The organism is Mesorhizobium sp. CNPSo 4689, from assembly GCF_057784325.1.
Map to the genome: position 1 here is coordinate 1 of NZ_JBWLUZ010000037.1, position 14,733 is coordinate 14,733.

The window sequence follows — 14,733 nt, forward strand, 5'->3', positions numbered from 1 at the left end:
TGTGGCAACGTGCGCTACAAAACCAATGCCGAGCCTTTGTGGCTCTGTCATTGCCACTGCAATAGGTGTCGCAAACATACCGGATCGCCGATCGGCACGTGGGTCGGCTTCCCCGCCGGTACGGTGACATGGCTTGCCGCCGAGCCAACCCGTTATCGTTCGTCAAGGGACGTAGAGCGTAGCTTTTGTGCGGTCTGCGGAAGCTCAATCGGCTTCCATCGAGTGCACGAAACCAGTTTGCTAGTAGGCAGTTTTGATGCGCCTGAAGCCCTTCCTGTCGCGGATATCTGGACCGTGCATGTTTGGTTCAAGGACCATATACCGTGGTTCGACACCGCTGATGATTGGACTCGTTTCGCGGAATTCCCGCCACAAAGGGCTGAAGAGTTGAACGCGTTGAGCGGTCGGCAGATCGAAGGCTGACACGCCCCAGCGGGCTAAATGGCAACGGCCACTCCCCACCTTGAGGGACTTCCGAATCCGGTACCAAACGTCAGATTCTGACCACTAGGGTCAAAACTCAATCACTCTGAACGACCGAGTTCGACCCGTTGCGGACGTTGACTAGTTGTCCAGTCTCCGTTTGGCCAATTCTACCTGATAGGCACTTCGTGGATGTCTTCTGAGACGCCATCTATTGAGAGATCTAATCAGCGCAATATAGGCGAATATTGCAGCCAAGCCCCACAGACCACCAAGGTTGCTCATAAAAGCAGCTACAATAAACACAGATGCAACCACGTGCACGGTGTAATATAGGACAGAGGCCCAGACATATTTTTCCATTTGAGAGCTACTCATTGATCACGCCTCTCTCGACAGTGCGATTCATAACTCACCGATGCTGAGTGAATCGTTTCGAGAATGTGCCCATAGTGGGAGGTCGCCTTTCCACCCATTGCCGCCATCCGAACTTATCCGCCCACTTAACTCTGATGCAATCAGCGCATGCTAAGCTTTGGTGATGGATTGCGAGCCACGATTGAAAACCTTCGCCGAAAGAATGATCCCGCAGGGTACGCACTAGCCGCTTACAAGGGGGCACCTAAATGGCCGGAAGCACTCGGCACTCACCAATCGTCAGGGGCATTTTGATCGCAGAGATGCTGGTTGGTGGCGCATTCGTTGCCTTCTGGCTATGGGCGGGGAAAGCCACCATCCCAAAGCATGGCGGCGGCCTGCAAGTCTTGGATCGGACCCAAGACCCGTACCTCTATTGGTTTCTGCTGATCGCAGTTTCATGCGCACTCGTAGCGTTGCCGCTCTGGTATCTCTACCAAGGCCCACCGAAACGCTAAGAGTGGCCCACTCCCCCTCTTCGCCGAACTAAGCGACCGCTTTCCACCCATTCCGGGCATTGGCGACCGCCTGCTGATTGAGTTTTGATCCTTACGGCTCCGCGTCGAACACCGGTGTGAATGCCCTGATCGTGCAGGGCGTCGGGTTGACGTGGCGGATCCTGACCCTGCCCTGCCCTTCCCAGCTGTCGTCGATCGGCACCTCGACATTGCCGGTGAAGAGATTGGCCTTGCCGTCCGGCGCGACGATCGAGGGCATCCTCACCGCCTCCCAGCGGCCGCGGATCAGGGACTGCACTTGGAGCCCCGTGGTGTCGGTCTCGAGCAGCGACAGGATCACTTTGGCCACCTTCTTGCGGCGGCCGACGATCGAGCCGTCCTGGCCGCCGACGTCGAGTTCCAGCGTGTCGGCTTGCGCCTGACAGGGAAGTCCGACCTGCCATTTCGTCGCGGTGGCGCCGCCGGGCAGCGTCACCTGGCCGGCGGCCACGGTGAGGTTGCGGTAGACCTTGCCCGACGCCAGCACGTCGACCGACTGGCCGTTGAGATGGCCAAGGCCCGAGACGACATTGACGGCGGTGCCCGCATAGGTCAGCCCGCAATCGACCTGGAAGGCGTCTTCCAGCGCACCATACTCGAAGGGCGGCGTCATGATCTCGATATAGCGTTTGGTGACACCGGCGATGGTGCGCTTGACGACCAGCCAGATGTCGTCGACGCCGTTCTGGCCGGGCGTCGCCACGGCGCTTTCGACGACCGCCCAGGTGGAGCCGGCGAAGGCACCGCCGAAGCGATGGCGGTGCATGCCGCGCACCTCCTGGCTTGGCTGGTGCGTGTAGCCGCCAAGCTCGCCATTCTCGAGCGGAAACCACAGCATCGGGTCGGGGTCGGTCTGGAAGGCGAGTTCGACCACCCCTTGCTTGGCGATATGCTCCGAGATCTGGCCGATGTCTTCGGACGAGAACCTGCCGGCCGAGGTCTGCGTCAGCTCGGCGATCGAGCAGCGCGAGCGCGTGACATAGAGGAAGGACTGGCCGGCATCGACCGGGCGGATGCCGGCGCAGCCGAAGGTGCGCGAGCGCCGGTTCTTGAAGGATGACGGGGTCAATGCCTCGTCGATGCCGGAGCCGGAAAGAGCCCGCAGCCCGCCAAGCGTCCCGATCAGCAGCGCGCCATCGGACTCGGCGATCCAGACGATGTCGTTGGCCTGGCCGCCGCCGGCCTGAATGAATTCGAGCGCGTCGTCGTCTTCCTCGCCCGTGGCGAAATTGTTGAAGTCACCGGTGGCCGAGGCATAGACCGAGAACCTTCGGCTGAAGGCCAGCCGCTCCTCGTAGAGCGAGCCGCTCTCGACATATTTGCCGGCGACGAAAGTGCCTAGCCGCCAGCGTGAGATCTGGTTCAGGTCGGGAAGCGCGTGGCCATAGAGGCGGATCGTGACGACCGTGGTGCTGATGCGCGCCGCGATCTTGGCCCAGCGCCAGCGCCCGTCGGATGCATAGAGCCGGATGGCCCGTCCGACATCGCTTGTCTGGAACCCGGCATCGCCGTTGATGCCGAGGATGGAGGAGGCTGTCAGGTTGAACGGCGTCATCAGAGCACCGTCTTCGTTGGGAGCAAATTCCGCCAATGACGTGTTTGCACTGTCGGCGCCGCCGCCGCCCTCAAAGTCCCATCGCAGATATTCGAACGCGGCCTTGTTGAAGAATTCGAAGTAGCGGCGCTCGGAGGCGCTCCAGCCGGTTTCGCCCTGCCGCGCATCGATGGTTACCCAGTTCACGCCATCATTCGAGCCCTGAACCTCCCATTGCGTGGGCATGTCCGTGGCTGCGCCCGCGGCGCCTGTCGCCTGCAGCCAGTAGGCATTGCAAACCTTCCTAGCGCTGCCAGCGAGCCTGTACTGAACCCATGCCCCGGTGCCGCCTGTCACGTTGCTGACCGTTTTGCTGCTTTTGTCGAACAGTACCCACGCATCAGCCGCCCCGGTGGAGCTGGACACCGTACCGCCTGGAGCCGCCAAGCCGGTCATCTTCGGCACGAACGAGCCGTAGGATGCCGGTGTCAATGTCGTCCCGGTATCGTTGATTTCGTCATAAGGTCCGTCATCAAACTCGTAGTCCTCCAGCGTCCAGGTCGTGTGCGCGGTGCGGGTGAGAACCTTGAGCGGATAATCCTTGTGGCTGATCCACATCTGGTCGGCCGACTGCACATAGGCGAGGTCGAACAGGTCGGCCTCGAGGTAGGGCGAGGCCACTTCCACCGTGCCGACGCGGGCGCCATAGGCATAGACGCGGATATAGAGGTTGCCGAACTCCAGGCAGTAGGCCTGGTCGGCGCTGAAGATGAAGGGGACGGCACGCGTCCTCACGGCCGAATTCTTCACCTCGCCGACGAAATAGCTGCCGCCGCGCTTGCGGATGCCGCCATGCGGCAGCGTGACGAAGTTTTCGCACTTCGACAGTGCAGCGCGATAGAGATCGAGCGAGGCGCGCGCGTGCAGACGCGGCGAGATCTCGCCGCGGGTGAAGACGTCCTGGACTGGATAGAGTGTCGCCATCAGCGTGCGTACCTGCTGTCGCCGCGCTGGATCGCCCAGGACGCGGTGTAGGCGCGGCCGCCGCGCTGGATGGCGTTGGCCGAAAAGGCTGCGTCGAGCGCGCGGTCATAGGCCGAGCGGGCGATGTCGATCATGCCGGCCTTGTGGGTCAGCGGATGCGCGATCTTGACGGCAAGGGCCGCCACCAGCACTTCGGTGAACAGCGCGTCCCAATCGTTCGGGTCGGTGAGGTTGGCGATGTAGCGGATGGCGAGCGGGCCGGGCCGATCGGAATAGATGATCCCAGCCTCCTGGCGCCAGGAAACCGGCACGCCGTCCGGTTCGCCATTGTGGGTCGGCGGCAGCGGGCGCAGGCAATCGGCCGGCAGTTCATAGGCGACATTCAAGGTACAGCCGCCGCTCCCGGTATCCGACCCGGGAACGCTTGCCGACAGGATGGCGAACACCCAGGCGTGTTTGGTCAGTTCGGCTTCGCGCGTCAGGTCGAAATGCAGGTTGAGCAGGCGCGCCGCCTTGACGTCCTGGTCGAGTGAATCGATCGGCGCCTCGTCGAGCACGGCGAGCGCCATGTTGGCGATGTCGAGCGGGGTGATGGCCATGGGTCAGCGCCCCGTCCAAGTGACCAGAATGGGGGCAATGCGTCGAGCAAGGGTCATGGTGTCTCCGGGCATGAAAAAAGCCGCTGCGAAGCGGCTGGGAACTTTTGGGGCGTGTGGGCAAGCGGAGCCGGCGGCAAGCTGCCGGCAGGACAAGGGGCGCGAAGACGTGCCCGAGAGGATTACGCCAATGATGGCGATGGATTCCTAGGTCGGAATCGGTACCCTTTCGATCTATCGGATCAGCACAGCTCGACTCACGAACGTCGCGGCCTCGCCATCCTCAGCCCCCTGTCCAGGGCGTCCTCCAAGCTTGTCGTGTAGAGCGCGGTGTCTTCCAGCCCACCAAAGAAGTTTATGCGGTGGATTTCACCTTTCTTGCTCATGACAATTCCTGCTTCTCTGAGCAGTTCCTGAACTGATTTGTAAGTCATCTCCACGATTACCCCCTGCCACCACAGGTATATGCTCGCTCCTTTGTGTAACCGATTGGTGCCGTTGACTGTGAAGCCCGCAACATAGGCCGCAGGATGGTCCTAAGCCTATCGAGCTAAGGCCTATCGGGCTAATTGTGCGGAACGCGAAACGCGCTCACACTTCCGTTTCCGAAGCCCAGTAAGCCTCCAACGCGTGCTGATCCAGCTATCGGAATGTTTGCCGGCACCCAACTTCCCCCCCGAAGCCCGTCGGCAAGCAAAGGCGGACCCACTGTCCCCCGGGTCCGCCTTTTTCTTGTGCAAAACGATAGAGCTGTCCGGAGCGATCGCGTCAGCCTTCGAACACGGCTTCAGTGTTCAGCTGTGGGTAGCAGCCTCCGGCCTGTCAGAATACCCACTTCCGCCAGATGGGACTGGAGAACATCGCCAAGACCATCAGGATACCCAGTACGAGCCCGAGGCCAGCCAAAAGGAGCGACCACCAAGCAAGACGGTCACCTTGATCTGCACGGCGCTTCAAGGCGTCGTATTTCGCGAAATTGGAGTTGGCATAGAGCGAGTAACGCTTGACGCGTCCAGCTTTTATGTCCGCGTCCAGCAGATTGCCTCCATACCAGTTGAAGGGCAACGAAAGTGAACCGACGGTCATGATGACCAGGAACAACCAGCTGCTGAAAGTATTCATTGTCGTGCTACCCGAAACTTCCAGTTCTCTATCCGCCTCGATAGCAAGGAACAGTTACCCAACCAAATACAATTCGACGCTTTTGGTCATGGGGCGGGCGCTGAGCCCCCGCCCCTCTCCTCCGCGCGCTCAGGCCTCGCTGGTCTTCAGCGCGATGAACGTCATATTCTTGACGCTCGACGCGGTGCGGTCCCAGTTCGCCGCCAGCGCCAGTTCGGCATCGGTGGCGAATTCGCCGGCCGAGGAGGCGTCGAGGAAGCGGGTGCCCGGCACGTGCGGAACAAAGTGCCGGCGGCCGACCATTTCGGTGACGCCGCCGCCATGGCCCTGGCGCGGCTTGCGGTCGAATTCCAGCGGCCCGCCTTCGGTGTTGACGGGAAGCTCGTTCCACAGGATCGCCTTGTCCTTGAACATGAAGGCGGTGTAGACGCCGGCCGCGACCGGGATGTCGTCGTCGACCACGCAGCGCAGCCCCATATAGTAGGGGATGAGCGGCCCGCCCTGTTCGGACGACGGCACATAGTCGATGAGGTCGGCGAGCTTCAGCGCCTTCATCTGCTTGGAATGCATCCAGATCGTCTTGAACTTGTCGGCGCGGTCGCCCATCAGATAGGCGGCCTCGATGATGTCGGTATCGACGATGGAAGCGCCGGTGACGCGCACCAGGTCGCCGGCGTCGTTGGCGATGTTGTCGGCGACGACGCCCTTCAGGATGCCGAGCAAGGTCAGCTTGTTGGCGCGCTGCCAGTATTCGGTCTGGCGCTTGACGATCAGCTTTTGCGGATCGTCGCCGGCCAGGATCGAGGTCAGGTCCGGAACGCCCCACGCCTGGGCGCGGACATTGCGGGCGGCGACCTCGCGGCGCGAGCCGATCTTCTTCATCTCGATGGAATCGGCCGGATCGTCATTGACCGGCTCGGACGGATCGTTGCCGAGGTCCTTCCAGCCGGGCATGTCGACGGAGCGGCCGCCCATCGACAGTTTCGAAGCGATGGCCGGGTCGGAAAACAGGATCCCGGCCTGGTAGATCTCGAGCGACTGGACATGCTCCTCGAACGAGTATTGCGCATAGACGGACGGAACGATCGCGTCCGCGATACGGGTATAGGCGTCTGCCATTTTTTCTCTTCCTTCAGGTTTGGTTGATTGGCGGTTGACCTCTCAGAGTCAGAGAGGATTGCTCGGCATCCACAGGTCCGGGTTTTCGCCGGCCTCGCGTGCCAGCCGCCGGGCGCGGGCTGGGTCGCTTTTGACGAGGGCTGAATATCGCCGAAATGTTGCGGTCGCCGGCGGCGTTGCGCCTGAAGGGATTGCCTCCCCGCAAGGCCGCGCCGCCGTCGATCGTGTCTTCGGTAAACATCGCTTCGCCGATGGCCTGGAAGGCCCTGGCGATCTGCGGATCGGTCAACGCCCCGTCAGGCAGAAGGATGCGCTTTGCCTTGTAGGCGTCGACCAGGCCGAGCTTCTTCATCGCTCGGTTGGCGACCTCGAGTTTTTGGCGAAAGCCGTCGCTGTCGGTCGGCCCCCAGTCCCTGACCAGTTCGTCATGGGTGGCCTCGACCGAGCGGGCAAGCGCGATCTCCTGGCGCACGGCCTGCTCGGCCATGTAGCCGACGAACTTGTCGTGATAGGCCTGCGCGATCTTGGGCGAAGCACCGGCTTCGACCGCCCAGACCTTGGAGGCACTGGCGAGCTCGTCCGAATAGGCGAAGTTTTCGGGCAACCCCTCCGGGCGCCTGTATTCGACCTTCTCGGACGAGGTGAGCGGACGCATCGCTTCGGGCAGCCGGGCATGGAACCTGTCCCAGTCTTCCCTTGAGGCGTCCGCGGCCGGAATGCGCAGGCTTTCGCCCTGCTGCCGCTCCAGCTCCGCATAGGATGTGAAAACCCGATCGAGGCTTTCAGGCTTGGTCCAGCCCTTGGTTTCAGCGAGCTTGCGGTTGCCTTCGGAAAGACCGTCAAACCAACTTTTGGCCGTAGGCGGGGCGGACCCGTTGTCCCCGCCTGCCGGTGGCCGTACTGGGTTGCCCGCCGGCCGCATGGTCACGGACCCGTTCAGCTTATTTCATGCCCTCCAGCTTCCCGGAGAGCTCAAGCAAAACCGACGGAAAGGCCGGCGGGACAGCGCCCCCCTCTGCCCTGCCGGGCATCTCCCCCACTTGGGGGGAGATCGGCAGTTCCGGCGCTTACGCGTTATCCCCCCAGTTCTCCCACAGCAGCGTGATCGTGCCGGTCACCGCGATCGTGCCGTCGGCGTCGATGTCGGTGCCGGTGGCGAAGGCAAGGTTGAGATAGAGGTCGACTGGCGTAGCCGTGCCGTCGAGCGTCGCTGCAGCCGCGATGTCGGCGGTCGAAGCCGTGGACAAAGCAGCACCTGCCCCATCCAGCGTGCGGCCGGTGGATGCCAGCACATTGACCATGGTGCCGGCGAGCGTCGCGCTCGACGCCGCCGCCGAACCTATGCCCCAGGTGAGCGCCGCATTGTCGTTGATGGTCGAGGCGCGGGCAGTCAGCACGGCGAACTGCAGCCGCGCCGTGCCGCCCTTGATGCGCACCTTGCCGTCGGCGAAGTCGAAGATCTTTTGGGCAGCATAGGCCAGCGCATCGGTGACCGGCACCTGCATCGCGGCGAAGGTAAAGACGGTGCGGTAAGCGCCGCCCTGCCCTGTGGTCACGGCCTTGAGGCCGAGCCTGGGCGGGGCAAGGCCGGCCTCGCGGGCGGCGGCACGGACAAGTGTGCGGGGAAGACCTCGGGTCATGGCATTTCTCCATTTTTGGGTGGAATTCAGGGCGGGAAGACTGTCGGCATGCCTATGGACGCGCTCTTGTATTGTGTGTATCGATACACAACATGAAGAGCGCCGATGTCATCGACAGACTGTTGGCTGATGGCTGGTTCGAGGTGGCTCGGAAGGGCAGTCACGCTCAGTTCAAGCACAGGTCGAAACCCGGCCGAGTGACGGTCCCGCATCCCAAGCGCGACATCCCGATCGGCACATTGAAGAGTATAGAAAAGCAATCCGGTCTGAAGCTGAGGTAGAAAAATGCGTCACTATATCGGACTGATCCACAAGGAAGCGGACAGCGACTTCGGCGTATCCTTCCCGGACTTTCCGGGCGTGGTCACGGCCGGCACCAGCCTGGACGACGCACGCGGCATGGCGGAGGAGGCACTGGCCTTCCACGTCGAGGGCCTTGTCGAGGACGGCGAAGCCATTCCCGAGCCCTCCTCCCTGGAAGAGGTGATGTCCAACAAGGACAATCTGACGGGCGTCGCCATACTGGTCGCCTTGAAGACCGATGCGACGAAGGTGGTGCGCGTCAACGTCACCATTCCGGAGGACGTCCTTCACCAGATCGATCAGTACGCGGAACGCCACGGCTACAGCCGCTCCGGATTTCTGACCGCGGCCGCAAAAAAGGCGATGCGGACCGAAGCAGCGTAGCGGGCTCGCAACCTGATTCAAGCCAAGGCGTTATCGTGCTGTTCGCTCAGGGTGTTTCCGGTTTGGCGACCATGATCTTCAAGAGCCGAGAAACCATGTCTCATTTCGTGAGCAACGGTGCCGCCGTTCCGCCGCAATGCGACAGCACTTGGCAAGGCATTGATCCAAAACGCCAATTCCACGTCTTCAAAGGAGACCTTCAGATGATCATCAAGAAAGCCATTTTGGCCGTGCTCATGACCGCGGCGCTGGCAGGCTGCGAGACGCAGACCGAGGGGCAGCAGAGAGCCACCACGGGCGCGCTGCTGGGCGGTGCCGGCGGCGCTCTCGTCGGCCAGGCGATTGGCGGCAACACCAAGAGCACGGTGATCGGTGCGGCCGGCGGCGCCCTTTTGGGCGCGGTCGTCGGCAGCGCCACCACGCCGCAGCGGCGCGGCGAACAGCTCTGCCGCTACCAGGACCGCTACGGCCGCATCTACACCGCGCCTTGCGACGACCGGTATTACAACGGCGACTATTGAGGCGGCTTTGCTCTTCCCTTCTCCCCTTGTGGGAGAAGGTGGCCTCGCGAAGCGAGGTCGGATGAGGGGTGCTCCAGCTTGGCTGGCACCCTTTATCCAAACAGGACGCAAGGCGAAATGATCGCCAACGCCTCGTTTCTTCCAGCACCCCTCATCCGTTTCGGCGCTGCGCGCCGATCCACCTTCTCCCACAGGGGGAGAAGGTGGAGCGACCGCCGGCGCCCTTACCCTGATCCGCGATCGACGCTATCGTCTCTGCTCCAAGGGGGCGACGATGCGATTTTTGATGACCTCGCTGCTGGTTCTTTGTTCGGTTTCCGCGCACGCCAAAGAGGCAGTCAGTGTCGACCAGATCAGCGGTTGCCTGGTCTTGCCAGTGACCGCTGTCGACAATCACCTCAAAGCCGTTTTCGAGGTGACACTGGACAAGGCCGGCAAGGTCAAGTCGATTGCCGTTGTATCCTACGAACCTCATTCGGAAGCGGCGGCGGAAGCCGCCCGGCAACTTTTGAAATCGGTCCAGAGATGTTGGCCGCCGGGTGTCAAAACCAGCCCGATGCGCATCACTGTGGATTTGAGCAAATTTTAGCCATAGGGCAACATCGCCTCCTCACCTACCCCTCCGCCCTCGCCGCCTTCTCCAGCGCCACAAGCTGCGCCTCGTCCAGCGTCAAGAACCCCATGATGTGCTGCACCACCTCTGCCCGTGCGTTGCTCAAGGCGCTGTGCAGCTCGAAGCCGTTCGGTGTTTTGGTCCGTGCCATCCACTCGCCGTAGGACGGGCGCCGGTAGTAGCCGGTCACTGCCGCGAGATCGGCCAGCACCATCTCGCCGTCCTCGCCGGAGAAGACCCTGAGATAGGCCTTGGCCAGCGCGTCTCGTGCCCTGGCCGGGCCGCCGGCCTGCGTGGAATGGGCAAAGCGTTTCCGGGTCATGCGCCGCCTGCCGCGTTAGGACCACCAGCGCCAGCCGCCGCCATCGCCTGACCGCGCGTTGCGTCGACCGGCGCCCCTTGCCCGCCCATCAGCCCTTGCAGGCTGTCGAGCAGGCCGCTGTCGCGCGCCTGGACCGCGGCGGGCACGGCGTCCTTGGCGACCTTGCCGGCGGTGGCGATCGCCGCCATGCCGGCCTGCGCCTGTTGTGCCTTGGCTCTCGCGCCACGCAGACCGGCCACTTCTTGCCTGCGGCGAAAAATGCGCTGCGGGCTGCGGCCGGCGCTCTGCACGATCTTCAGCGCCTCGTCGGCGTCGATATTGTCCATGATGCCGGGATCGAACTGTGCCATCTGCATGGCCGTCGTCACCACCTGGATGGTATCGCGGGCTTCCGCCGAGCGCCTCAGCACATCGAGCGGGCCGGTGAAGGTCGGCCGCACCGCCTTGCCGGCGAGGCTCGCCGGCGGCAGGAAGCGGCTGTCCTCGTCGTAGAGGCCCTTGTCCTCCAGAATGCCGAGCTCGCGATCGAGATTGGTGGCAAAACCGGCCTGGATGATCGAGCCGGAGGGGCCGAGCAGCGCGCCCTTTTCCTCCTGGCGGATCAGCGCCTCGGTCGCGCTCATCTGCGGGTTCTGCACCAATGTCTGGAACAGGTTGACGAACATCATGTCGCGGATTTCCTCGGCCCGGCTTGCCGCATAGTTGAAGGCATAGGTCGGGTTCTGGCCGGTTGAGATCGGCGCGATCAGCGGCCGGCCATTGTCGTCGATCAGGCCGGGATGGTTCTCGCCGGGATTGAGCACCGGCACGTAGTCGAGCCGGGCTTTCGAGGCGGTCGCCGGATCGGTGATCTGCTGCAGCGCACGAAGCCCCGAGCGGCGCACGGCGTTCTCCTCGCGCACGGTGGTCAACGCCTCGATGGCCGGCGAGATGCCGTAGGCGTCGCCCTCGTAGCGGCGCCAGTTGAAGCACGATACCGGGAAGGTGCGAAACCCGCTTTCCCTGACGATCTCCTCCTCGTCCTCGATGACGTGCCAGGAAGCGAAGGCCTGATCGAGATACTGGTAGGCGCCGCCGCTGCGGTACATGCGGCGCTCGTCGCGCGGCTTTATGCACTGGATCAGCGAGATCTTCTCGTCGCATTTGGCGGGGTCGTCGACCAGCATCTTGATGCGCGCCGGCAGTTTTTCGTAGCCGAGCAGCTGTGCTGCCTGTCTCGCGGTGCGCTCATAGCGGCGGTGAAACGTGTCGACCTGGCCCCAGCGGTTGCGCGCGAGATAACCCTCGACCACGGGGATGGAGGCATAGCGGATCAGCGTGCCGCCAAAGCCTTCCTCGGCATAGAGATAGGCCGGGCCGTAGCGCACGACGTTGCGCAGGCAGGCCTGCGTTGCCGGCACGAAGTTCGAATTGGCGGAATAGCGCAATGAGAACAGGAAATCGCGCAAGGCTTCCGCCCATTCCTTCTCCTCGTCGGTCTCCTCGTCGTTCATCTCGGCGGTGGTCAGTCCGTGCCATTTTTCCGACTGCGGGATGATCAGGCTTTCGAGCCCGGCGGCCAGCCGGTTGGCGGCCGAGTTGATGGTGTTGGCATAGACACGGGCGCCGCGCCGCTCGTGCCGCTCGGCCTGCGAGCCCCAGCCTGACTGGCGACGGCCGCTCCAGACATCGGGCGCATCGGGATCGCAGAATTCGGAGACGGCCTCCCAGACGTGCTCGTATTCGGCGCGTTCGCTCTCGAGTTCGGCCTGGCGCGACAGGATATCGCGGGCACGGGAATCGCTCATGTTGGCAATCTTTCTTCGCTGTCGTTCACTTGCTTGCGAGCAGTCAAATTTCTTGCGCTTTGCGATGTTAAGGAGGCAGCGCGGCGGGGCATTGGAGGAGGTCGATGTGACGACAAGCCTTGCCGGTACCCTGAAAAACCAAAGCAAACGCGCCGTGAAGCGGCTGATCGGCTATGATTCGCGCAACTGGCTGCGCATCCGCCAGATCGAGGCATTCACCGAGTTCCTGCGGGCGGGCGGCCGCAAATCCTCCGATGTGATCGAGATCTCGCCGGGCTGGAACCGCTACTGGAAGGCGATTTGCCCCAACTACACGTCGGTCGATTTCCCCGACTTCGACATCTGCAAGGACCGCACCGAGGAGCAGTATTCCATCGTCATCGCCGACCAGGTGCTGGAACATGTGCAGCGGCCGCTGGCGGCGGCCGAAAACATCCACGCCATGACCCGGCCGGGCGGCTGGGCGATGGTGGCCACACCGTTCCTGTTCCGCGTGCATGCCAGGCCGCACGACTACAATCGCTGGACGCCGGCCGGCCTCAAGCAGCTTATGGTCGAGGGTGGTTTCCCCGAAGCGAACATCAAGGTCCATGGCTGGGGCAACAAGGCCTGCGCAAGAGCCCATATCGGCGGGCCGGTGCGCGCCTACGGCCTGTGGCGCGACCTCAGCAATGACGAGGAATACCCGCTGATGGTCTGGGCCTTCGCCCGCAAACCAAGCTGATCCGGCCTCGGGCGCGGCAGGCAGCCGCAGCCGGGGAAACGACGTCAATCTGTCCTCTTCAATCAGGCCGTGCTAATATTGCCCGGCTTGGGAGGATCGTCAGATCGACTTCATCGGAAACCTGTTCGCCGGCCTGTGGGCCGCCGGCGTGCTCGCCGCCCTCTGGTACGTCTGGAGGCGGCGCACCCCGCCTGTTGCCGAAAGCGAGGAAGACAAGGCCCTGCGCGAGTGGCTGGACGGGCAGATGTAGGGGTGCGCTTTCCCTTCTCCCCTTGTGGGAGAAGGTGGCCGAGCGAAGCTCGGTCGGATGAGGGGTGCTGGAAGGATCGCTGCGTTGGAGAACCAAGCGCTTAAAATTCCTCGATCTTTCAACGCCTCATTCCTTCCAACACCCCTCATCCGTCTCGGCGCTGCGCGCCGATCCACCTTCTCCCACAAGGGGAGAAGGAAGAGCCCTCACCCCCGCCGCTTCACCAACCGCGCATGCCGCCGCCAGTACCACCACGCCAGCACGCGCTTTCTGAAACTGCGCTTCATCGCGGTCATCGCGTCACACTCCCAGCAGCACGCGGCGCCGTCCCGTGAGATCGCCGGGCGCAAGGTCGGTTTTCACCGTGCTCAAGCTGCCCTGGCGCTGTTCGAGCTCAGCCCGCAAGGCGGCTTCGCGCGCCTGCACATCCTTGTCCTCAGCCGTCGGTGTCGGCGGCAGCGGCTTCAGTTCCGGTGGCTTTTGAAAGAGGCACATGGCTTTCCCCGCGTTGAGAGGTTCTTGTCCAGTCGTAGAGAAAAAAGTCCTCGCCGTTCCTGCCGTAGCCCGGCAGGAGGCAGCGTTGCGTGGCGCCGAGCCGGCCGAGCCAGCGCAGCGCCAATTCGTTTTCAGCCAGCGCCCTCGCCTCGACCCGCCAGGCGCCGCGCGCCGCAACCTGTGGTCCGAGCACGTCGTGAAAAAACCGCGTGATGCCAGGCACGCAGCGCTTCATGCGGCGCGTGCCCCAGCTCCAGGCGATCCACAACCCGCTGCGCTGTTCGGCGGCGCCGAAGCCAGCTTCCGGATTGCCGTCGAGTTCGGCGACATAGGCAAACCCCTGCAGCGCCGTCAGCGCCAGCAGCGCCGGCGACCAGTGGTCCAACTGGCAGTCGATCTCGGCGCGATCCTCGGGGCGCAAATTGGCGGCGATGTAGGAGAGGTCGCGCAGCGTGGCAGGGATGATGCGGAGGGTCATGCAAAGGGCCAGAGCCATAGGGATGCGCCTCGCTTCGGGAGCGGAGCCTCGGGGTCCCGCGGCCTTGACCGGCGCAATCGCCGGTGAGCTAACTTCGGACGTCGAACGCGCACGAACAGAAACATGCGACTGAACGGAGGATGGGCGAATGGACATTCGATCGACACTGACCGAGCTATGCGAAGCCTTCAACGCCCACGATCTCGATCGCATCATGGCGCACTTCGCCGACGACTGCGTCCTCGAGATGCCGAGGGGCAGCAAGCCCTGGGGCTCTCGTTTCGAGGGTAAACCAAATGTACGAGCGGCGCTGGCAACACGCTTCGAAGGCTTGCCCGATGTCCACTACGGCAATGGCGAGCATTTTGTGGACGAGGCTGCCGACACCGGCATGTCGAAATGGACCCTCACCGGCACCACCCGCGAGGGCGTGAAGAAGGAGGTCCGGGGTTGCGACTTCTACACGTTTCGCGACGGCAAGGTGATCCGCAAGGATTCTTACTGGAAGATAGTGGAGTAAGAGT

At 63.0% G+C, this 14,733-nt stretch carries 18 protein-coding genes; 7 read left to right on the plus strand and 11 right to left on the minus strand.

The window, feature by feature from the left end:
- Positions 1–423 (plus strand): GFA family protein (locus AC04SI_RS28310; protein ID WP_488475324.1); only part of this gene is annotated, 423 nt, incomplete at its 5' end.
- Between the two features lie 966 nt (positions 424–1,389).
- Here the strand turns inward: AC04SI_RS28310 and AC04SI_RS28315 are convergent.
- The 7 genes from AC04SI_RS28315 to AC04SI_RS28345 all read right to left on the minus strand — a co-directional run bounded on the left by AC04SI_RS28315 (position 1,390) and on the right by AC04SI_RS28345 (position 8,332).
- On the minus strand, positions 1,390–3,855 hold the full coding sequence (locus AC04SI_RS28315) for a phage tail protein (RefSeq protein WP_488475325.1): 2,466 nt from the start codon (positions 3,853–3,855) through the stop codon (positions 1,390–1,392).
- Complete coding sequence (locus AC04SI_RS28320; RefSeq protein WP_404283895.1) at positions 3,855–4,454, minus strand: phage connector family protein; 600 nt, start codon at positions 4,452–4,454, stop codon at positions 3,855–3,857. Before AC04SI_RS28320 ends, AC04SI_RS28315 begins: the two co-directional genes overlap by 1 nt.
- A 254-nt stretch (positions 4,455–4,708) precedes the next feature.
- Positions 4,709–4,837 (minus strand): hypothetical protein, encoded by a 129-nt coding sequence (locus tag AC04SI_RS28325; RefSeq protein WP_404283896.1) that lies wholly within the window; start codon positions 4,835–4,837, stop codon positions 4,709–4,711.
- A 436-nt stretch (positions 4,838–5,273) separates the two neighbouring features.
- Positions 5,274–5,573, minus strand: coding sequence for a hypothetical protein (locus tag AC04SI_RS28330; protein WP_404283898.1), 300 nt, complete (start codon positions 5,571–5,573; stop codon positions 5,274–5,276).
- Positions 5,574–5,702: 129 nt separating this feature from the next.
- Positions 5,703–6,692 carry a Coat protein gene (locus AC04SI_RS28335; protein ID WP_404283900.1) on the minus strand — a complete coding sequence of 330 codons (990 nt, stop codon included), beginning with the start codon at positions 6,690–6,692 and terminating at the stop codon, positions 5,703–5,705.
- Between the two features lie 13 nt (positions 6,693–6,705).
- The gene (locus tag AC04SI_RS28340) at positions 6,706–7,620 is read right to left on the minus strand and encodes a hypothetical protein (RefSeq protein WP_488475326.1); all 915 of its coding nucleotides are present in this window, start codon (positions 7,618–7,620) and stop codon (positions 6,706–6,708) included.
- 139 nt (positions 7,621–7,759) lie between these two features.
- Positions 7,760–8,332: a hypothetical protein gene (locus AC04SI_RS28345; protein WP_488475327.1), complete on the minus strand. Its 573-nt coding sequence runs from the start codon at positions 8,330–8,332 to the stop codon at positions 7,760–7,762.
- Positions 8,333–8,424: 92 nt separating this feature from the next.
- On the opposite strand from AC04SI_RS28345, the gene AC04SI_RS28350 reads away from it, so the two are divergent.
- The 4 genes from AC04SI_RS28350 (at position 8,425) to AC04SI_RS28365 (ending at position 10,129) form a co-directional block, all read left to right on the plus strand.
- The gene (locus AC04SI_RS28350) at positions 8,425–8,613 is read left to right on the plus strand and encodes a type II toxin-antitoxin system HicA family toxin (protein ID WP_404283905.1); all 189 of its coding nucleotides are present in this window, start codon (positions 8,425–8,427) and stop codon (positions 8,611–8,613) included.
- 4 nt (positions 8,614–8,617) lie between these two features.
- Positions 8,618–9,019 carry a type II toxin-antitoxin system HicB family antitoxin gene (locus tag AC04SI_RS28355; RefSeq protein ID WP_404283907.1) on the plus strand — a complete coding sequence of 134 codons (402 nt, stop codon included), beginning with the start codon at positions 8,618–8,620 and terminating at the stop codon, positions 9,017–9,019.
- Between the two features lie 203 nt (positions 9,020–9,222).
- Positions 9,223–9,540 carry a YMGG-like glycine zipper-containing protein gene (locus AC04SI_RS28360; protein ID WP_006200557.1) on the plus strand — a complete coding sequence of 106 codons (318 nt, stop codon included), beginning with the start codon at positions 9,223–9,225 and terminating at the stop codon, positions 9,538–9,540.
- A 286-nt stretch (positions 9,541–9,826) separates the two neighbouring features.
- Positions 9,827–10,129 carry an RNA-binding protein gene (locus AC04SI_RS28365; RefSeq protein WP_404283909.1) on the plus strand — a complete coding sequence of 101 codons (303 nt, stop codon included), beginning with the start codon at positions 9,827–9,829 and terminating at the stop codon, positions 10,127–10,129.
- 25 nt (positions 10,130–10,154) lie between these two features.
- Here AC04SI_RS28365 and AC04SI_RS28370 read toward each other — a convergent pair whose 3' ends face one another.
- Positions 10,155–10,475, minus strand: coding sequence for a Bbp19 family protein (locus AC04SI_RS28370; protein WP_404283910.1), 321 nt, complete (start codon positions 10,473–10,475; stop codon positions 10,155–10,157).
- Complete coding sequence (locus tag AC04SI_RS28375; RefSeq protein WP_404283912.1) at positions 10,472–12,262, minus strand: portal protein; 1,791 nt, start codon at positions 12,260–12,262, stop codon at positions 10,472–10,474. Before AC04SI_RS28375 ends, AC04SI_RS28370 begins: the two co-directional genes overlap by 4 nt.
- A 64-nt stretch (positions 12,263–12,326) precedes the next feature.
- Between AC04SI_RS28375 and AC04SI_RS28380 the strand changes: the two genes are divergently transcribed.
- Positions 12,327–12,986 (plus strand): methyltransferase domain-containing protein, encoded by a 660-nt coding sequence (locus tag AC04SI_RS28380; protein WP_404283914.1) that lies wholly within the window; start codon positions 12,327–12,329, stop codon positions 12,984–12,986.
- Between the two features lie 550 nt (positions 12,987–13,536).
- On the opposite strand, the gene AC04SI_RS28385 is transcribed toward AC04SI_RS28380, so the two are convergent.
- Both AC04SI_RS28385 and AC04SI_RS28390 read right to left on the minus strand, forming a co-directional pair.
- Positions 13,537–13,731 carry a hypothetical protein gene (locus tag AC04SI_RS28385; protein ID WP_404283978.1) on the minus strand — a complete coding sequence of 65 codons (195 nt, stop codon included), beginning with the start codon at positions 13,729–13,731 and terminating at the stop codon, positions 13,537–13,539.
- On the minus strand, positions 13,673–14,209 hold the full coding sequence (locus tag AC04SI_RS28390) for a hypothetical protein (protein ID WP_404283916.1): 537 nt from the start codon (positions 14,207–14,209) through the stop codon (positions 13,673–13,675). Before AC04SI_RS28390 ends, AC04SI_RS28385 begins: the two co-directional genes overlap by 59 nt.
- Before the next feature lie 148 nt (positions 14,210–14,357).
- Between AC04SI_RS28390 and AC04SI_RS28395 the strand changes: the two genes are divergently transcribed.
- A complete protein-coding gene (locus AC04SI_RS28395; RefSeq protein ID WP_404283917.1) occupies positions 14,358–14,729 on the plus strand; it encodes a nuclear transport factor 2 family protein in 372 nt (123 codons plus the stop codon).
- Positions 14,730–14,733: the final 4 nt, after the last annotated feature.